At 37.6% G+C, this 17,868-nt stretch carries 19 protein-coding genes; 12 read left to right on the top strand and 7 right to left on the bottom strand.

Annotation, left to right across the window (positions count from 1 at the left end; all coding sequences use genetic code 11):
* The first annotated feature begins 77 nt into the window (after window positions 1–77).
* Complete coding sequence (lolA, locus tag NYG85_RS03025; RefSeq protein ID WP_284937000.1) at window positions 78–590, top strand: LolA-like outer membrane lipoprotein chaperone; 513 nt, start codon at window positions 78–80, stop codon at window positions 588–590.
* A gap of 2 nt (window positions 591–592) precedes the next feature.
* Here the strand turns inward: lolA and NYG85_RS03020 are convergent, their stop codons facing one another.
* The 5 genes from NYG85_RS03020 to NYG85_RS03000 are packed head-to-tail and all read right to left on the bottom strand — an operon-like array spanning window position 593 to window position 4,126.
* Window positions 593–1,249: a DUF799 domain-containing protein gene (locus tag NYG85_RS03020; RefSeq protein ID WP_284936999.1), complete on the bottom strand. Its 657-nt coding sequence runs from the start codon at window positions 1,247–1,249 to the stop codon at window positions 593–595.
* Window positions 1,246–1,587, bottom strand: coding sequence for a DUF4810 domain-containing protein (locus NYG85_RS03015; RefSeq protein ID WP_284936998.1), 342 nt, complete (start codon window positions 1,585–1,587; stop codon window positions 1,246–1,248). The genes NYG85_RS03020 and NYG85_RS03015 overlap by 4 nt, the downstream gene beginning before the upstream one ends.
* Window positions 1,584–2,246, bottom strand: a complete 663-nt coding sequence (locus tag NYG85_RS03010) for a CsgG/HfaB family protein (protein ID WP_284936997.1) — start codon at window positions 2,244–2,246, stop codon at window positions 1,584–1,586. Before NYG85_RS03010 ends, NYG85_RS03015 begins: the two co-directional genes overlap by 4 nt.
* Before the next feature lie 36 nt (window positions 2,247–2,282).
* Window positions 2,283–2,807, bottom strand: coding sequence for a hypothetical protein (locus tag NYG85_RS03005; protein WP_284936996.1), 525 nt, complete (start codon window positions 2,805–2,807; stop codon window positions 2,283–2,285).
* On the bottom strand, window positions 2,807–4,126 hold the full coding sequence (locus NYG85_RS03000; protein WP_284936995.1) for an ATP-dependent DNA helicase: 1,320 nt from the start codon (window positions 4,124–4,126) through the stop codon (window positions 2,807–2,809). The genes NYG85_RS03005 and NYG85_RS03000 overlap by 1 nt, the downstream gene beginning before the upstream one ends.
* 82 nt (window positions 4,127–4,208) lie before the next feature.
* On the opposite strand from NYG85_RS03000, the gene NYG85_RS02995 reads away from it, so the two are divergent.
* The 7 genes from NYG85_RS02995 (at window position 4,209) to NYG85_RS02965 (ending at window position 13,291) form a co-directional block, all read left to right on the top strand.
* Window positions 4,209–6,182: a M15 family metallopeptidase gene (locus NYG85_RS02995; protein WP_284936994.1), complete on the top strand. Its 1,974-nt coding sequence runs from the start codon at window positions 4,209–4,211 to the stop codon at window positions 6,180–6,182.
* 66 nt (window positions 6,183–6,248) lie between these two features.
* Window positions 6,249–8,195, top strand: coding sequence for a BCCT family transporter (locus NYG85_RS02990; protein ID WP_284936993.1), 1,947 nt, complete (start codon window positions 6,249–6,251; stop codon window positions 8,193–8,195).
* A gap of 52 nt (window positions 8,196–8,247) precedes the next feature.
* The gene (locus NYG85_RS02985) at window positions 8,248–9,429 is read left to right on the top strand and encodes a Cj0814 family flagellar-dependent secreted protein (RefSeq protein ID WP_284936992.1); all 1,182 of its coding nucleotides are present in this window, start codon (window positions 8,248–8,250) and stop codon (window positions 9,427–9,429) included.
* 35 nt (window positions 9,430–9,464) lie between these two features.
* Window positions 9,465–10,139 (top strand): response regulator transcription factor, encoded by a 675-nt coding sequence (locus tag NYG85_RS02980; protein ID WP_284936991.1) that lies wholly within the window; start codon window positions 9,465–9,467, stop codon window positions 10,137–10,139.
* Entirely contained in the window at window positions 10,139–11,380 is a 1,242-nt protein-coding gene (locus NYG85_RS02975; RefSeq protein ID WP_284936990.1) for an ArsS family sensor histidine kinase, read from the top strand. Before NYG85_RS02980 ends, NYG85_RS02975 begins: the two co-directional genes overlap by 1 nt.
* Before the next feature lie 22 nt (window positions 11,381–11,402).
* Window positions 11,403–11,837, top strand: a complete 435-nt coding sequence (locus NYG85_RS02970; protein ID WP_284936989.1) for a pyridoxal-5'-phosphate-dependent protein — start codon at window positions 11,403–11,405, stop codon at window positions 11,835–11,837.
* 11 nt (window positions 11,838–11,848) lie between these two features.
* Entirely contained in the window at window positions 11,849–13,291 is a 1,443-nt protein-coding gene (locus NYG85_RS02965; RefSeq protein WP_284936988.1) for a potassium/proton antiporter, read from the top strand.
* Here the strand turns inward: NYG85_RS02965 and NYG85_RS02960 are convergent.
* Both NYG85_RS02960 and NYG85_RS02955 read right to left on the bottom strand, forming a co-directional pair.
* Window positions 13,281–14,798, bottom strand: a complete 1,518-nt coding sequence (locus tag NYG85_RS02960) for an AbgT family transporter (protein WP_284936987.1) — start codon at window positions 14,796–14,798, stop codon at window positions 13,281–13,283. The two genes, NYG85_RS02965 and NYG85_RS02960, sit on opposite strands and share 11 nt — an antisense overlap.
* Window position 14,799: 1 nt before the next feature.
* Window positions 14,800–16,074 (bottom strand): O-acetylhomoserine aminocarboxypropyltransferase/cysteine synthase family protein, encoded by a 1,275-nt coding sequence (locus tag NYG85_RS02955; RefSeq protein ID WP_284936986.1) that lies wholly within the window; start codon window positions 16,072–16,074, stop codon window positions 14,800–14,802.
* Window positions 16,075–16,215: 141 nt separating this feature from the next.
* Here NYG85_RS02955 and NYG85_RS02950 point away from each other — a divergent pair, with 141 nt between their 5' ends.
* From NYG85_RS02950 to NYG85_RS02935, 4 genes are read left to right on the top strand one after another with little or no spacing between them, the layout of a single operon-like run.
* Window positions 16,216–16,548 (top strand): hypothetical protein, encoded by a 333-nt coding sequence (locus tag NYG85_RS02950; protein ID WP_284936985.1) that lies wholly within the window; start codon window positions 16,216–16,218, stop codon window positions 16,546–16,548.
* Entirely contained in the window at window positions 16,545–17,171 is a 627-nt protein-coding gene (locus NYG85_RS02945) for an HAD family hydrolase (RefSeq protein WP_284936984.1), read from the top strand. The genes NYG85_RS02950 and NYG85_RS02945 overlap by 4 nt, the downstream gene beginning before the upstream one ends.
* Before the next feature lie 24 nt (window positions 17,172–17,195).
* Window positions 17,196–17,447, top strand: a complete 252-nt coding sequence (locus tag NYG85_RS02940; protein ID WP_284936983.1) for a DUF2018 family protein — start codon at window positions 17,196–17,198, stop codon at window positions 17,445–17,447.
* Window positions 17,440–17,862: a hypothetical protein gene (locus tag NYG85_RS02935; RefSeq protein WP_284936982.1), complete on the top strand. Its 423-nt coding sequence runs from the start codon at window positions 17,440–17,442 to the stop codon at window positions 17,860–17,862. The genes NYG85_RS02940 and NYG85_RS02935 overlap by 8 nt, the downstream gene beginning before the upstream one ends.
* The last annotated feature ends 6 nt before the right edge of the window (window positions 17,863–17,868 follow it).

Below are 17,868 nucleotides of genomic sequence, written 5' to 3'. Positions count from 1 at the left end.
CGTGAGATTTTAGCACACTTTAACTATTTGTTTAATTAAACTTCGTTAGAATTAGCCATTTTTTAAGGGAGTAGATGATGAAAATTTTAACTTTTTTGGCAGTTTTGGCGTTTAGCGTGTTTGCAAATCCGCTTGAATTTAAGAGCATTCAAAGCGAATTTACACAGGTAGTAAAGAGCAATGAAGCAAGTGTGGTTTATAGCGGAGAATTTTACGTTAGAGCCGATAATAAGGCACTTTGGGTCTATGATGAGCCTACAAAAAAGAGAATTTATTTTACCGATAGTCACGTGGTTTCAGTTGAGGACGCGCTTGAACAGGCTATCGTTTCAAAGCTAGAAAATGCCCCAAATTTGGCTAAAATTTTAGCAAACGCAAAGAGAATTAGCGAGAATTTATACAAGGCAGATTATGATGATGTTGAATATCTAATCACGCTTAAAAATGCCGTCCCTGCCGTGATTGACTACAAGGACAAGCTAGAAAATAAGATAAAAATCACGCTAAAAAATGTAAAGACAAATCAGGTCATAGCCGATGAGAAATTCTTAGTAAAAATCCCAAAAGGCTATGACATAATCACGCAGTAAAGCTAATTTTTTAGCTGTTTATCTTCGCCAAAATGCTTGGCTCTATAACCACGAAGTAAGCAGTTAGAGCAGTCTGGCGCGTAAAGCTGCCACATTGCTTGATTTGCAAGGTCATAACCTGCGTCACTAACTGAGTTTGCTATTTGCGTTACGACAGCTGAGATTAGCATACCTACAAGTCCGCCGTTGCTGCCGCCAGAGTCGGTTTGTGCGTAGGCTTGTTTTTGCCAAAGTAGCTTTTGTGAGCGTAGGTCAAAGAGCTTTGCCGTGACGCCAACGATAGTGTAGCTTTGAAGCAGGGCGTATTTTGTGCCGTAATCTGTTATGTGAAGGTATAAAGCACTATCGGCGTTAAAAATTTCTCTTAATTTTGGCAACGGGATTTTAGCTATCTCTTCTGCCTCAGTCAAGCCGTTATTTTTAAACGTATCATAAACCAAAGCCATTGGATAGACGTAATATCCAGCTTCGCTTAGCGGGATTAGCGAGTTTGCTAGGATTGAGGCTGGGGCTTTTATCTCGGTCGTTTGATTTGTCGGTGGTAATACCAAAATTGACTTTGGCTTAGCCTGTAAAAATTCCGAATAATCATAGACTTTTGGCTTTGCACAAGCGCTAAAAAGTAGGGCGATTAGTGATAAAAAAAGTAAATTTCTCATTTTTTAGCCTTTAATAGAAATTCTAAAAACTCTTTTGACTCGCCAAACTCGCTCATCTCTTTTTCAAAATACGCTTTTGCCACTGCTAAATCGCCCTTGTTTGAGTATAAAAGTCCGATGTGAGCGTAAAGCCCCGGCGGGACTTTACGGCTTTGCTGGGTTGCTTCGTTTGCTAAGTTTTCAAGCTTTGAGATTTGCTCGGTTAAATCGTAATCATCAAGTAAATAACTATAAACCGAGCTTGGATACTCGCCTTGCCAGCAGTAAAGCGACCTTTCATTTGTTGAGGCACAACCTACAAAAAATAGCGTTAAAATTGCTGTAAGTAAAATTTTCATTTTAAACTACCGCTATCAACGCCGTTTGCAAGTTTATTTACCGCTTCTGTGATGGCTAAATTTAGCACCTTGCCATTTAGCGTGCTATCGTATCCTGCCGTGCTACCAAAGCCGATGATTTCACGCTCGCTTAGTGCGTATTCGCCAGCACCCTGAGCTGAAAATACAACCGATGAAGTGGCTACTTCAACGACATTTAGGCTTACTTTTGCATAAGCGGTTTGGGTTTTGCCACTGCCTAAAATTCCAAACAGCTGTTTATCGCCAGTCGTTTTTCTACCAAATTCTGTCACGTCGCCAGTGATTACGTATTTTGCACCTTTGATATTTTGGGCTGTTTTTGAGTATTCGCTCTCTTGTTTTAAGGCACTCATATTAGTTCGCTCTAAGACCGAAAATCTACCACTTTGATTTAAATTTGTAACTAAAATCGTAGCTGCTTGATTGCCAAGTCTATCTTCGCCGTCGCTAAAAATTCCGTTTTGATATGATGATTGATTTGAAAATCTACCGACTGAAACTAGCACTTTTTGTCCGTGAAATGGGCTTAGTGCGACCTCTGGAGCTGGTGTTTGAATGCTTTTATGGCTCTCAGTGGCACAACCAGCAAGACCAAGCATTAAAGCGCCGATTAGGGCAAAATTTAGTGATTTTTTCATGTTTCTCCTTTATAAAAATTTTGTAATTATAGCATATTATTCGCCAAAGTCCTTGCCAAAATCGGCGATTGAGTTTAAGTCAATCGGACTTTGATTTATCGCATCAAGCTTTGGCGAGACGATTATTTTATTTTGCTTTTTTTGTGAATTTTGTGTTTCATTTTGAGCGGTTGTTTGGCATAAATTTTTAGTTTTTATCGCTTCAATTATACGCTCAATATCCAAATCATCAACCACCTTTAAGCCCAAAATCAGCACATTGTCAATCTCAACCGAGTGCTTTTTTAGTGTGTATTTTTTAAAGGCATCTTTAAATTTTTCTTTACCAAGCGAAGTAAGTAAATCCTCGGCATAAAAACTGCCTACAATGACATTTAGAGCGTCTAAAACGTATGCTTCATTTTCTGCTAAATCAGTGCCAATTAACTCTAAATTTATGGCGATTTTTTTGGTTTGATTTTGTCCGGATTTTGAGAAAATATCGGCGTTAAAATCGCTGATTTTTAGTGCGTCTGAAAGGGCAAAAACGCAAAAAAATGCTATTAAAATTAACTTTTTCATTAAAATTCCTTTACATTTATAAATTGAGTTTGCTCATAAAATTTTCTAACATCATCATCAATCTTAATCACGCGCCTTAAATAGCCTTCAAAATCGCTATTTTTGCTATAAATTAGGCGTAAATTTTCAGGGCTTGTAGCGCGTGAGAGTGCCACGTAAAGCTGTCCGTTTGCAAAGATATGATTTAGCTGACAAATTAGCCCATTTATGCTCATGCCTTGCGATTTGTGGATTGTTAGGGCGTAGGCTAGTTTAAATGGAAACTGCGAAAAGGTCGCTAAAACGCTCTGGTCAAGCTCATCGCCATTTACTTGAAATTTTGTGTATGAAAATAGCTGTTTTTTGACATCTAAGACCACGCCGTTATCTTTTTGAATGATTACTCTTTCAATATCGCCAGCAAATTTATCTATCTGAATAACCCTGCCTCTTTCGCCGTTGTGATAGCCCATTAGCGGATAGTTTTGCACAAAAATCACCTTTGCGCCGATTTTAAAATCAAGCTTTGCTGGGGCGTTTAGCTGATTTACCCATTTTAAAACCGCATCTTCATTTACGCTCTCATCAAGCACAGAAATTTGAGCAAGGCTCGTTTCTAGGGGCGTTTCTAGCCTATCAAGCATAGTTTGATTTATCCTGTTTGCATCATCGTTTCTGCCAAATAAAATCGTCGTATTTTCATCTAATAAGTAGTCATTAACCCTTAAATTATTAATGTAGCTAATCACGGATTTATCGGTGTTGCCGATACGAATTTGCTTTAAAATTTCATAAAATTCTAAATCATTTGTGCGTTTTGAAACTCTAAGCTCAACGTTTTTAAACTTAAAATCGCTCCAAGCGTGTGCGTCAAATGCGTATTTAAAGCTAAAAAGTGCGTTTTTGCTCTCATCTTTTTTAATGGGTGGGAGTTGATAAAAATCGCCAACAACTAGCAGTTTGCCCTTAAATTTTGAAACCATTAGCCTAAGTCTAATCATCTCTAAAAGCGAGGCACTTACCATTGAAATTTCATCAATCACGATTAAATCGGCGATTTTTAAAATTTCATAGACCTTTTTTAGGCTCTCTTTTTGGCGTCTATCGTAAGCGTTTAGCTCGTTAAAATCAGAGCAAATTCCAAATTTAAAAAAGCTATGAATGCTAACGCCGCCGATATTTATCGCGCTTATGCCTGTTGAGCCAAGCGTGATGACGTTTTTGCCGTTGTTTTTATACTCTTTGATGATATTTTGTGTAAGGTAGCTTTTGCCTACACCAGCTCCACCGGTTAAAAAAACATTATCATTTTTTAATAAATTTAAAACTTCTTCTAACAAAATCTCGCCTAATTTTTTGGCTAATTATAGCAAATTAATCCATTTTAAGGTAATATTGTGATTTTTAATTTAAAGGGGATTTATGAAAAAATTTGCATTTTTTGCATTTACTTTGCTCTTTTTGACTTCTTGTTCAAACAAAAATATCGTAAAAATCGCTCAAATTTTAGATGAAAACGCAACTGGTGCTGATAGGATAATCTTGCTAGATTTAGGCAAACAAGACATTGATATTTTGCCAAAAAGCGAAATTAGTGAGAATTTTAATGGCGAAGCACTCTTAAAAAATCGCTTTTTACCTTTTGGCTACGAGATAAAAAGTGGCGATGAAAAGGAGGCGTTTTGGGCGTTTGAAATTTACAAAGCAGATGCAAAACGAAAATACTTTGGCTCAAATTTTCGCCCACTAAGTAAAGAGTGGTATGAAGCGCAAAATTTAAATGCAAACAAAGCCGATTTTGGCAAACTCTCACGCCTAGCCATAAGTATAGCAAACACGCAATTAAGAAACTACCCAACCGATGAGCCGATATTTTACAACCCACAAAACGCCGGCGAGGGCTATCCTTTTGACTACCTTCAAGCTTCAAGTATAAGCATTGGCTATCCGCTTTTTGTTTCGCATTTGTCGCTTGACGGGGCTTGGGCGTTGGTTAAAGATGACGTTGTTTGGGGCTGGGTTAAGGTTAGTGATATAAAATTTATTGATAAAAACGAAGCAAATGCCTTTAAAAAATCGGAATTTTTAACTATTTTAAAGGACAAAACCCCAGTTTATAGCGTTAATGGCGAGTTTTTGTTTAACGCAAGGGTTGGGGCGATTTTGCCGTTTAATAAGAGCCAAAATGGGGAATTTTTTGGCGTGATTGAAACAAAAAATGGGGCTAAACAATATAAAATTTCAAGCGAGTTTGCAAGTGTCTATCCGTTAAAATTTAGCGATGAAAATGTCCGAAAAATCGCTAGTTCAATGCTAAATGAGCCTTATGGTTGGGGCGGATTTAATCTGCTTAGGGATTGTTCGCTTTTAACAAAGGATTTTTTTGCAAGTTTTGGCATTTGGCTGCCTAGAAATTCATCAAAACAGGCGTTAGTCGGCAATAAAATCAGCCTTGAAAATCTCACAAACGCCCAAAAAATCGCACTCATTAAAGAAAAAGCCGTGCCTTATCTTACTCTTTTTCACTCGCCCGGACACATTATGATTTATGCTGGATTTGTTGGGGATAAAATTTTAATTTATCACGACGCTTGGGGGATAAAAACACGTCAAAATGGCAGGGCATTAATCGGTCAGGTCGCACTTACTTCGCTTGATATTGGCAGTGATTTGGCTCAAATTGATGAAAAAAGCCTTTTAATCTCAAAGATAAAATCAATGAATATTTTAATGCCAAAAGATAGCAAAAAAGAGCGGATAAAACGTGCTTATGGGGTTGAAATTTTAGGCGATTTTGTGGTGTTTAATGGTGGCAAAAAGGTGCTTTTTGATGATAAAAAGGTAAAAAATAGCGAGTGTGAAAGTGGGGCTGATATTGAGGATATGATTGGCGTTTATAGTGCGTTTAAGCCCTTAAATACGCCACTTAGCGATATTGGCAGGTGTAGAAATTATGAGCTTTTGGGCGAAATTTATGGTAAAAACGAAAAAGAGGTGAATGAAAATTTAGTTGATGTCGTGTGGCTTAAAGATTTTGATAACATAAAGCTAAAATTTAATGCCAAAAATAACGCAGCAAAGGCGTTTATGGCTTTAAGCGATGAGCTAAATGAGATGGTTAAAAATGATAATGATTTGCTTAAATTTCTATCAAAGCCGGGCGGGACTTTTAAGTGGAGAAAAATTGCAAACACAAACCGCCTAAGTCCGCACAGCTACGGCATAGCAGTTGATATTAATGTAGCACATAGCCATTACTGGCAGTGGCATAAAAATTATGAGAATTTAATCCCTTTAAAAATAGTTTTAGCCTTTGAGAAGCACGGCTTTATTTGGGGTGGGCGTTGGACGCATTTTGACACGATGCACTTTGAGTATAGACCAGAGCTGTTTTAATTTAATTTACCTTTGGTTTTAAAATTTTAACTACCCTAAAAGAGCATTTTAAATCAAAGGAGAGTTATGAAACAAAGCAAAATTTCTCACAGCTACATTGTCTTTAATGGCTCTGTATTGCTATCTTTAAGCATTTTAATACTATCCATTGCTATGCCAGAGATGACATTAAAATACTTAAAAGCTATCCAAAATTTTCTAAGCGTCAAACTTAGCTGGTTTTTTACGTTAAGTGTTACGATTATCTTTTTTAGTGTGCTGTTTTTGTGCCTTTCACGCTTTGGAGAGATAAAGCTAGGACAAGACCACACCACGCCACAATACTCAAATATCTCGTGGTTTGCTATGCTTTTTTCTGCTGGTATGGGCATTGGCATTATGTTTTTTGGCGTTGGTGAGCCACTTATGCATTTTTTAACTCCGCCAAATGCCACGCCACAAAGCGTAGAAGCGGCAAAAGAGGCGATGAGAATTACATTTTTTCACTGGGGATTTAGTGCTTGGGCGATTTATGGGATTGTAGCGATTATTTTAGCCTTTTTTGCCTATCGCCACGACTTGCCACTTACGCTTAGATCGGCGTTTTATCCGATACTTGGGGATAGAATTTATGGTAGGTTTGGCGATATTATTGACATTTTTGCTGTTGTCTCAACACTCTTTGGCGTTACGACTTCGCTTGGTTATGGGGTTTTGCAGGTAAATGCTGGGTTTAATCATCTTTTTAACCTGCCGATTTCGCTAACTACACAGATTATTTTTATCGCTGTTATTACTATGTTTGTTATGCTATCTGTTATCTCTGGGCTTGATAAGGGTGTTAAAATTTTAAGCAACACAAATATGGCTTTTGCCCTGCTATTTTTGGCTTTTATTTTGATTTTAGGCGATACGACCGAGCTTTTAAAGGCTCTGGTTGAAAATACTGGCAATTATATTTCGCATTTTGTTGGCGATACGTTTAAGCTTTATGCTTATAAAAAGCAAAATGACGCTTGGCTTGGTGGCTGGACGATACTTTACTGGACGTGGTGGCTTTCGTGGTCGCCTTTTGTTGGGCTGTTTATTGCTAAAATTTCACGTGGCAGGACGATTAGGGAGTTTGTTGTGGGGGTGCTTTTTGTCCCTGCTGGATTTACTTTTATGTGGATGAGCTTTTTTGGCAATAGTGCCATAAATTTCGTGCTAAACGGCTATGAAAAACTAGCCTTAATGGTAAATTCTGACGTCTCGCTAGCACTTTTTATATTTTTAGAAAAATTCCAGCTAAGCTCGGTTTTATCGCTCGTTGCTACGATTATGATTGTTTTGTTTTTTATCACTTCTGCTGATTCGGCGGCGATTGTTATGGATATGCTTTGCCTTAGGGGGAGCGATAAAAAGATAAAGTGGCAGCGTGTGTTTTGGGCTGTTTTAATCGGCGTGATTTCGGCGATTTTGCTTTGGCTTGGCGGTATGGCAGCACTTCAAAGTATGACGATGATTACGGCTTTGCCACTTACTCTTGCCCTGCTTGGGTCAATTTATGGGCTATTTAAGGCATTAAATATTGATCTGCATAAAAAAGATAGTCAAAATATCATTGTCGCAAGTTTTGCGCGTGGTGGGAGCAAGGATTGGCGTGGGCGTTTAAGGGGGATTATTGAGCATCCAAACAAAGATGACGCTAGGGAATTTTTAAACGAGATTGCATTTTTTGCATTTAGCGAAGTTTGCGATGAATTTTTAAAAAACGGCTTAACCGCAAAGCTAAATTTTGAGCCAGAAAAAAACAAAATAGAGCTAAATGTAAGACTTGGCGATGAGCGTGAGTTTATCTATGGTGTGCGTTTGGTTAGGGCAGAAGCACCTGATTATGTCTCTGGGGCTATGTATTACAGGGGCGAGGTGTATTTAAGCGAGGGCGGACAGGACTATGATGTTATTGGTTGGAGCAAGGAGGCACTGATAAATGATATGGTAGAACAATACGCAAAACACGTGCATTTTTTATATAAAGTAAGGCAGATATAAAAATTTTTAAAAATTTGACGATATTTTGACTAATCATTTTAAAGGTGCTTTTATGATTAGTTTAAATATCTCAAATTTATCGTTTAACCAAACTTTTAAGGCTACAAATAAAGTAAATATCTTAAAAGAAACGCCAAACAATATGGTCTTAGGCTATCCAGTTGATAGCGAGGGTTACTTTACTGATGAGCTAAATAAAAAGGCTGGGATACCAAGCGATTATAAAATCCATTCAGATACCATAAAATCGCTGGTTAAGTCTGTAACAGATACTCATATTATGACTAAAACATTTAAGACGATTGACGTGGCAAAAACCATAAGCAACGCCTATAAAGTCCTAACTCAACTCGTAGATGAAAACACCTTAAATTCAAAAGATAGCTTTAACGATGATGATATAGCCAAAATGCCACAAGGGTATGAATACGATAAAATTAGCTTAAAAGTGCTAAAAAAACACCAAAGCATAGAGGAGTATATGTCAGCTGACGCTAGTTTTAGACCGACAAAGCGAGAAGAAACTAATAGAACTACGACCTTTTACAATCCATCAACAATAAATTTTTACACAAATAAAAACAAGCTAAAAAATAGCAGTGTATATGATATTTTTAATAATATGTATGGCGGTAAAGAAGATAAGATGATGGGTTATACGTTTAACACCACAAGAGAGAAATACATAAACCAAGACGGCAGCACTACAAAGGGCGGTTTGCTCGTGGGCTTACTAAATCAAAATCATCATATATTTGAAGGCGAGACAACTTATAGGGGCAAGGTTGGTGGCTTTGATAAAAATATCAACTCAAAAGACTATCAAGATATGCTAAATCTATGGGAGCTAAACAACGACCCGAACGACCTAACGGATAGCCAGTATAACGCCCTTTCGCCAGAGCTAAAAGACTATGTAGATTTTGCTAGAAGTTTAAAATTTGTAAATACAGCCCCAAGTGATACTTCAAACAAAAACGAGCAAGAGATGAAAAGCCCATTGGAGCTTTTATTTGAGCAGATGAATAAAGACGCAAAAGAGATGCTTAAAAGACTTGCTAAAAAGGCAGAACAAGCAAGAATAAAAAAAGAGCCGATAAATGAGATGATGCAATTTTTAAATAAAATATCAAACGAACTAAAAATAGAGATTGACATTAAACACACAAGAAATCTATTTTTAGGGGTTTTAGATATGCAAAATTTCACCCCAAACCTAGACATTAGGGCGTAAATTTAATATAATCAGCCTAAAATTTAGGAGTAAAAATGGCTGAAATTTTGATGATTGAAGATGATTTAGAGCTAGCTGAAATTTTAAGCGAATATCTATCAGACAACGGACACAAGGTAAGCGTGGTTGATGAGCCTTATCTTGGGCTTTCTACGCTAAATACCAAGCATTTTGACCTTGTGATACTTGACCTTACCTTGCCCGGACTTGATGGCTTAGAGCTTTGTAAGCAGATACGAAAAGAACACGAAATCCCCATTATCATTTCAAGTGCAAGGCACGATATTACCGATAAAGTAAATGCCCTTGACAACGGCGCTGATGACTATCTGCCAAAGCCTTACGACCCACAAGAACTACTAGCTAGAATAAGAAGTCATTTAAGGCGAGAGAGCTTAAAGCAAGAAAAAGAGGACGACATAAAAAAGGACTTTGTCGTTGATGATTATGGACATCAGATCTGTTTTAAGGGCGAGGCGCTTAATCTAACAACCGCCGAGTATGATATCTTAAAATATCTCATTTCAAAGCAGGGTGGGGCAGTTAGCAGGGAGGAGATAATTTATAACTGCGAGAGCATAAATGAGGATACGTCAAATAAGAGCATTGACGTTATTATCGGTAGAATTCGTGCTAAAATCGGCGAAAATCCAAAAGAGCCACGCTACATTCACGCCATTCGTGGTATTGGCTATAAGATCACACTTTAATGAAACGCTCGTCAATTTTTATCACGATTACTACGATTTTTGCCCTTGCTTTTATCAGCATTTTTATGGCGTTTATGTGGCTTATTGACTACGATAAACAAAACTACGCAAGGGAGCTAAACGCAAAATATTCAAACGTGGCACAGGCGAATTTATTTTATATGAGTGGCTTAATTAGCGAGAGTGATTTTAGAGCAAATACTAAAAATTTTGATATGCCAGAGGTAACAAATCAGAGCCTAAGAGATAAAATTTTAGCCGATAGTATCGTTATTGAGGAGCTTTCAGATGAGATAGGCACGATTGCGATTTTGCTTTATGAGAAAAACCACTATTTAAAAATCGTTCATCTTGATGAGGTGAAAATTTTAAGAGATAAGGAATTTCAGCCATATCGCTATGAGATTATAAAAATCATCTTTGCCTTTGTCGCTTTGACTCTGTTTTTAGCCTATGTTTTCGTGCTTTACAAGCTAAAACCGCTTAGGCGATTAAAGCGTCAGATTAAGAAATTTGCTGACGGCGATTTAGAAAATGTTAAAAATGTAAGCAGTGGCAATGATGAAATTTCAGAGGTTAGCGAGGCATTTTATGATGCTGTTTTGCAGATTAAAATGCTAAATAACTCACGACATCTATTTTTGCGAAACATTATGCACGAGCTAAAAACACCAATCACAAAGGGTAGGCTGGTGGCTGAGATGATGAGTCAAGGCAAGAGCAAGGAGCGATTTATCTCCATTTTTAATAAGCTTGAAAGCCTGATAAATGAGCTAGCTGCCGTTGAGCAAATCACTTCAAAAATCGCCCCACAAAATAAAACAATCTGCTTTATTGATGATATTATTGATGAGGCAAAGGATATTGCTATGGTTGAAAATGAGCAGGTTTTTGTCAAAAAAAGTGAGAATTACAAGCTAAATGTGGAGTTTAAAAATTTCTGTATCGCTGTAAAAAATATGATAGATAACGGCATAAAATACTCAGATGACAGGCGAATTTTGATTGAAATTAGCGATGAGAGTATAAAATTTTTAAGCAAGGGCGAGGCGTTAAAACAAGATTTAATCTACTACATTCAGCCATTTATTAAGGGCGAAAATTCGCAAAAGAGCTTCGGACTTGGGCTTTATATAGTGAGTAATATTTTAGCAAGTTGCGAGCTAAAATTAGCCTATGAATACAAAAATGGCTACAATATATTTATTTTTGAGAATTTAAAAGCTATAATAAAAGCGTAACAAAATCACAAAAAGGATAGATATGTCAGCAAAGAAGTTTAATCCAACCGACCTGATCTCGCTTGTGGAGCTTGAAATTTCAGTGATGAAAAGGTATTACAACCACACAAAAGATGCGATTGCTTTGTCGCTAATTTACTTTAAACTCCCACGTGAAAATGAGGGTTATGAGGAGATTTTAGAGAGAATTTTACGCAATACCGATGCCGTTTTTGAAGAGGGTGAGCACGTCGTGGCTCTGCTTTATGCGACAAATAAAACAGGTGCAAGTAAGCTACTTTCAGGCATTCAAGAGTTTTTAAACGAAAAACCACTTGACATAATCGCCTCATATCCAAAAGACGCAAAAGACGCAAAAACGCTAATTACAAAATTTCAAGACGATATAAAAGATAATTATGGCGTTTTGCTTGACTGCCTAAGGATTGATGAGCCGATTGATATTTATGAGTTTTAAAAGGGAATTTTGTGGAGAGTTTGCTTCTATTTTTTGCCGTTTTATTTTTATGTTGTATTTTTTTAAGCAAAATCTCCGATAAATTCGGCGTCCCTTCGCTTTTTATCTTTCTTGGTATTGGTATGTTAGCGGGGTCTGATGGCGTTTTGGGTGTGCATTTTAGCGACCACGAAGTAGCTCAAAATATCGGTATGATAGCCCTTATTTTTATACTTTATGCTAGTGGGCTTGATACGGATTTTAGTGCTATTAAGCCAGTTTTTGGGCGTGGGATCATCCTAGCCACGCTTGGCGTTGTTTTAACGGCACTTGCGATTATCCCGATTGCGATGATTTTGCTTGATTTTAGCTTTTTAGAGGCGTTTTTGCTTGGTGCTATCATCTCATCAACCGATGCCGCCGCTGTTTTTGCTATCCTAAAAGCAAAGAAAATTTCGCTTAAAAACAACCTCTCGCCACTCATTGAGCTTGAATCAGGCTCAAACGACCCAATGGCGATTTTTCTAACGCTTACGATTATTCAGATGTTCTCGCTTGGTGGCTCTGGCTCGGTTTATGACTGGGCACAAACGCTGTTTATGCAGTTTGGCGTGGGGATTTTGTTTGGTTATGTTTTTGGTGTTGGGTTGCCGGGGATTTTTAACAGGCTTAGGCTTGAAATTTCAGGGCTTTATCCAGTTTTTTCTATCGCTTGGGTCTTGCTTTTATACACCACCTGCTACAAAATCGGTGGCAACGGCTACCTTGCCGTTTATATCGCTGGAATTTTCATCAATAAAAAAGAGTTTGTCCATAAAAAAAATCTAATCGGCTTTCACGATGGTATCGCTTGGGCAATGCAGATTGTTATATTTTTAATCCTAGGACTTTTAGTCTTTCCATCAGAATTGCCACAAGTAGCGCTCTCAGCCTTTGTTATTGGCGTTTGGCTTATGCTTGTAGCGCGTCCAGTTGGGGTTTTTATCTCGCTTTTGTTTTCAAAATTTAGCGTTAATGAAAAGCTCTTTGTTTCGTGGGTCGGACTTAGGGGCGTCGTGCCAATAGTCCTTGCAACTTATGTCTATGGTGCAGATATCGCGCACGCAAATTTAATCTTTAACATAATTTTTGTTATGGTCTTGCTCTCAATTTTCATTCAAGGTATGAGTATCGGCTTTGCAGCGGATAAATTTCGCGTAAAAGAGGCATTAATAGATGAGCCAGCACAGCCAGTAAGCTCGCCACTTTTTAAGACCACACTTCATCAAGCCACGCTATTTTTTGGCTCAAAATTAATCGGCAAAACGATAGTCCAGCTTGATTTGCCACCTGAATTTTTAATCCTTTTAATCCAGCGAGAAAAAGAATACATAAAACCAACTGGCTCATTTGTATTTGCTCAAAACGATATTTTGCTAATCCAATGCGATGATGACACGCTTTATAAAGAGGTGGTTAAAAAAATCATCGGCTAGGTGTGTAGTGTATGTAAGCATCAACGCCAAGCGGTAAATCAAAGGCATACCAAAGGCAGATTAAGCCTATCCACGAGATTAAAAAGGCTATTGTGTAGGGCAACATTATTAAAATTACCGAGCCGATTTTTAAATTTCTATCGTATTTTTGCATAAAAGCGACAATTAGCACAAAAAATGGCATTAGTGGCGTGATGATATTTGTCGTGCTATCGCCTATCCTAAATGCCGCTTGTGTAAGCTCTGGCGATAGTCCTAAATTCATAAACATCGGCACAAAAATCGGTGCCATCATTGCCCATTTTGCAGAATCAACAGCGATAAAAAGATTAATAAACGCCGTTAAAACGACAAAAACCACGATAAGTGGCAGTCCAGTAAGTCCTATATCTTTTAAGAAATTTGAGCCTTTAACGGATAATATAAGTCCGATATTTGAGGTGTTAAAAAGATAGGTAAATTGAGCCGCAAAAAATATAAGCACCAAAAATCCAGATAGTTCAGCGATTGCTGTTTGCATAAAATTCACAGCGTCCGTGCTTGATTTTATGCTTTTATTACCCACCCCAAAAGCCACGCCAATAACCATAAAAAATAGCATCATAAAAACGATGATGTTACTCATAAAAGCCGACTTCATAAATCCAGCCCCAGTGTCGCCAAATAGCGAATTTTTAGGGATTACAAGCGCTAAGATTAGAGCGATAAAAATCACAGCACTAATGCTTGCAAATTTTAGCCCACGATTATCATCATCGCTGATTTTTTCATAAATTATCTCATCTTTTTTAAACGCCCCAAGTCTAGGCTCAACGATTTTTTCAGTAACGTATGTGCCAACGATGATGATTAAAAAGGTTGAAGCTATCATAAAATACCAGTTTGCCGTTGGTAAAACGACATAATTTGGGTCAATCATAGATGCGGCTTGCATTGAAAATGCCGCAAACATAGGGTCGTTTGTGCCAATTAGCAAGTTTGCCGACCAGCCACCGCTCACACCAGCAAATGCCGCTGCTAACCCAGCCACTGGGTGTCTATTAAAACCCATAAAAAGTATAGCACCAAGCGGTATTAGCACGACATAGCCAACAGATGATGCGATATTTGAGCTAATGCCTAAAAATACGATGATCGGCGTTATAAATTTAGCCTTCGTGCTTAGTGCGATTTTTCTTACTAAAACGCTTAAAAGCCCTGATTTATCGGCAATGCCAATGCCTAATATGATTACAAAAACTACGCCAAGCGGATAGAAATTTGTAAAATTTTTAAGCACTGAGCTAGTGAAATTTCTAATCTCACTAGCTAAGAGCAGATTTACCACGCTTGCCGTTTGTGTCGTGATTTTTTGATCTTTGATAAACTCATAATCCACGCTCACGCCAAGCTTTGAAAGCACAAACGAAGCAAAGATAACAACTAGCGAAAGATAGATAAAAAGCATTGTTGGATTTGGCAGTTTGTTGCCTAGAAATTCTATCTTATCAAGCCAGTTGCCACGCATTTTACGCCTCTAATGCTTGTGCTAAATCATCAATTAAATCGCTAACATCTTCAATGCCAACGCTTAGTCTTATCACGCCGCCGCCGATACCGATTGTATTTAGCTCGGCTTCACTTAGCTGTGAGTGAGTGGTGCTAGCTGGGTGCGTGATTAGCGACTTGCTGTCGCCGATATTTACGACGATTTTAAAGAGTTTTGTCTTGTTTATGATATTTGTTGCTAGCTCTTTATCACCCACATCAAAGCTAATTAAACCACTTGAAAGTCCGTCTTTTAGGTATTTTTGTGCGTTTTGATAAAATTTATCGCCCTTTAATCCGGGATAATTTACCGATTTTACCCTTTTGTGTGTGCTTAAAAATTCAGCGATTTTTTGTGCGTTTTGGCAGTGTTTTTGCACCCTTAGACTTAGAGTTTCAAGCCCTTGAATTAGCAAAAATGCACTGTTTGGCGAGAGCGTGGCACCGATATCTCTCATTAGTGCTAGGCGAATTCTTAACGTATTTATGTCAAAAAATTCTGGCAAAGACGCATAAACTAAGCCGTGATAGCTCTCATCAGGCTCGTTAAAATGTGCGTAGCGTGGGTTGTTTTTAAGCAGGGTATTTAGCCCCTTTGAGCTTACGATGATGCCACCCATTGTGTTGCCCTGACCGCCGATATATTTTGTCGCTGAATATACGCTAATATCAATGCCGTGCTTAAATGGGCTAAATAAAATCGGCGTAGCAACCGTGTTATCAACAATCGTAGCAACTCTGTGTTTTTTAGCCACTTGCACGATTTTTTCAATGTTTGGTATTGCTATTTGCGGATTTGAAAGGCTCTCAAAAAATATCGCCTTTGTTTTTTCATCTATTAAATTTTCAAGCTCATCGGCGTTATCTGAGTCAAAAAGCTTTGCTTTAATGCCAAAACGCTTTATCGTGTGTGTTAAAAGCGTGGTCGCACCGCCGTAAATTTTCTTTGCGACAATGATATTATCCCCAGCTTCTGCTAAATTTGCCACCGCAAAGAAAATCGCAGCCTGTCCGCTTGCAGTAGTAATGGCTGCCGCTCCGCCTTCAAGCTCGGCAAATCTAGCTTCTAGCACGTCAAGAGTTGGGTTTGTAAGTCGTGAGTAGATTGGCCCAAGCTCGGCTAAGGCAAAGCGGTTTGCTGCTGTTGTCGCACTGCCAAAATCAAACGCAGTCGTGCCATAAATCGGCACTGCCATAGCACCAACTCCGCTCTTCGTGTCGTAACCAAAATGTGTTAAAATGGTATCTTGCTTCATTTTTGCCCCTTTTTTGAAAAAATTTCGTTATTTTATCCTAAAAATTTGTAAATGTTTCGTAAAAAATATAAATTTTTTAAAAATTTTCAAAAATTTTATAAATTTTTAGGTATTATCTAGATTTTAAATTAAAGGTGGTTTATGAGTTTAATTGATGAAAAGGCAAAGCGAGTTAAGTATATTCGTGCGTTAGAGCGTTTTGCAAAATCGGCGATTTTCACGCTTAAACGAGATGATTTTAATGCCGATGAATTTAGGCTAAGAGTGGCAAAAAACGCAAAAATTTTAGATAAAGTTGAGCCAGTTTTTCTTGATAGCCCTTATACAAAATCGCTTGAAAATTTTATAAATTCGCTCATAAATGACAAGTCAAAAGATGAGCTTTTAAAAGAGGCAAACCAGCTTGATAAGCTTAAAAATTCTAAAAATTACAAAAAAGATAAACACAAAAATAAATTTAAGGATGAGCAATGAGAGTAGTTATTTTTGATATGGACGGCACGATTATTGATAGTGCTACGGCGATAGAAAAGACGATTAATGGCATTAGGGCTAGGCTAAATTTAGAGCCATTAAGCACCGATTTTATCGTAAAAGCCATAAATGAGCCGGGCAGAAATTTAGCCCTTGAATTTTATGGTATGAGCTCGCCAAGCGGTTCGTTAAAGGCTGGTTTTGAAGCTGATTTTAAGATAAATTACGACCTTTATGCCACCACTTATAATGGTATAAAAGAGCTTTTAGAAAAAATTAGAGCAAATGGCGATAAAATCGCACTTGCTTCAAATGCCCCAGCTAAAACATTAGAGCAAATTTTAAAACGAAACGAAATTTTTGAGCTTTTTGATTTGGTCGTCGGCGTAGATGAAAATATACCTCAAAAGCCAGACCCAACAATGCTTTTGGTAGTAAAAGAAAAACTAGGCGTAAATAGGGCTGTTTTTGTAGGCGATAGCCTAAAAGATGAAGGTGCTGCAATAAACGCAAAAATGCCATATATCCACGTAAATTGGGGCTTTGGCACGAGTGCTGATAAAAATAGCTTTGTGGCAAATAAGCCAAGCGAAATTTACGACATTCTTGTAAGCCACATTTAGCTATAATCGCAAAAAAGGGCTTTTATGAGTGAAATTTTTGATGGTTTATTAAGCGATAAATTTTTTGATGTGATTTTTAATGCAAATCGTAATCTGGTAAAAGATGAGCTTATGAATTTAGTAAATCGCCTTGCTGTTTTAGAGATTTTAGCCCAAAAACACGGACTTGATAGCGATTTGGTAAATTTTGAGTTTAGCAATTTAGATGAGATTAAAAGCTGTAAAGATGACATTTTTATGCAAGTTTGTGCTGGAATTTTAAGCAAAAATGAGTAAAATTTTAGCCGTTTTTGCCCTTTTTACTAGCCTTTTTTCAGCTGTGCCAAATTACGAGCCAAGCTTTACATTTGAGCTGTTTAAAGATGAGTGGGCTAGGGTGATAATTACCGAAAAAGCGACCTTAAAGCGTGATAGCTTTGACTTTCGCTGGACACTTTTTGATAGCACAAATATCATTGTCCAGAGCTTTTTTAGAAGGTATCCAAGGCACTTTACGATGTCGCTTAGACACGGGCAAAATCGCTATAAACAGGGCATTATCCCTGATTTTAATATGCCACCAAACGACATTGTAAAGCTTTATTTGACATTTGTCGGATTTAAAAATAAAATGGCAAGTTTTAGAGTTGATATTTTAGATGAAAGTAAGCGTATTGACGTGGAATTTTTAGAGCCAAAACGCAAAAGATAGGATTAA

It is taken from the genome of Campylobacter gastrosuis (genome assembly GCF_030249845.1).
GTDB lineage: Bacteria > Campylobacterota > Campylobacteria > Campylobacterales > Campylobacteraceae > Campylobacter_A > Campylobacter_A gastrosuis.
Note: the sequence above shows the minus strand (reverse complement) of the source record. Positions and strands in the feature narration are given on the sequence as shown.

Coding starts and splice junctions, on each gene's coding strand:
- lolA (WP_284937000.1), top strand. CDS start 78: ATGAAAATTTTAACTTTTTTGGCAGTTTTGGCGTTTAGCGTGTTTGCA.
- NYG85_RS03020 (WP_284936999.1), bottom strand. CDS start 1,249: ATGAGAAATTTACTTTTTTTATCACTAATCGCCCTACTTTTTAGCGCT.
- NYG85_RS03015 (WP_284936998.1), bottom strand. CDS start 1,587: ATGAAAATTTTACTTACAGCAATTTTAACGCTATTTTTTGTAGGTTGT.
- NYG85_RS03010 (WP_284936997.1), bottom strand. CDS start 2,246: ATGAAAAAATCACTAAATTTTGCCCTAATCGGCGCTTTAATGCTTGGT.
- NYG85_RS03005 (WP_284936996.1), bottom strand. CDS start 2,807: ATGAAAAAGTTAATTTTAATAGCATTTTTTTGCGTTTTTGCCCTTTCA.
- NYG85_RS02995 (WP_284936994.1), top strand. CDS start 4,209: ATGAAAAAATTTGCATTTTTTGCATTTACTTTGCTCTTTTTGACTTCT.
- NYG85_RS02990 (WP_284936993.1), top strand. CDS start 6,249: ATGAAACAAAGCAAAATTTCTCACAGCTACATTGTCTTTAATGGCTCT.
- NYG85_RS02985 (WP_284936992.1), top strand. CDS start 8,248: ATGATTAGTTTAAATATCTCAAATTTATCGTTTAACCAAACTTTTAAG.
- NYG85_RS02980 (WP_284936991.1), top strand. CDS start 9,465: ATGGCTGAAATTTTGATGATTGAAGATGATTTAGAGCTAGCTGAAATT.
- NYG85_RS02975 (WP_284936990.1), top strand. CDS start 10,139: ATGAAACGCTCGTCAATTTTTATCACGATTACTACGATTTTTGCCCTT.
- NYG85_RS02970 (WP_284936989.1), top strand. CDS start 11,403: ATGTCAGCAAAGAAGTTTAATCCAACCGACCTGATCTCGCTTGTGGAG.
- NYG85_RS02960 (WP_284936987.1), bottom strand. CDS start 14,798: ATGCGTGGCAACTGGCTTGATAAGATAGAATTTCTAGGCAACAAACTG.
- NYG85_RS02955 (WP_284936986.1), bottom strand. CDS start 16,074: ATGAAGCAAGATACCATTTTAACACATTTTGGTTACGACACGAAGAGC.
- NYG85_RS02950 (WP_284936985.1), top strand. CDS start 16,216: ATGAGTTTAATTGATGAAAAGGCAAAGCGAGTTAAGTATATTCGTGCG.
- NYG85_RS02945 (WP_284936984.1), top strand. CDS start 16,545: ATGAGAGTAGTTATTTTTGATATGGACGGCACGATTATTGATAGTGCT.
- NYG85_RS02940 (WP_284936983.1), top strand. CDS start 17,196: ATGAGTGAAATTTTTGATGGTTTATTAAGCGATAAATTTTTTGATGTG.
- NYG85_RS02935 (WP_284936982.1), top strand. CDS start 17,440: ATGAGTAAAATTTTAGCCGTTTTTGCCCTTTTTACTAGCCTTTTTTCA.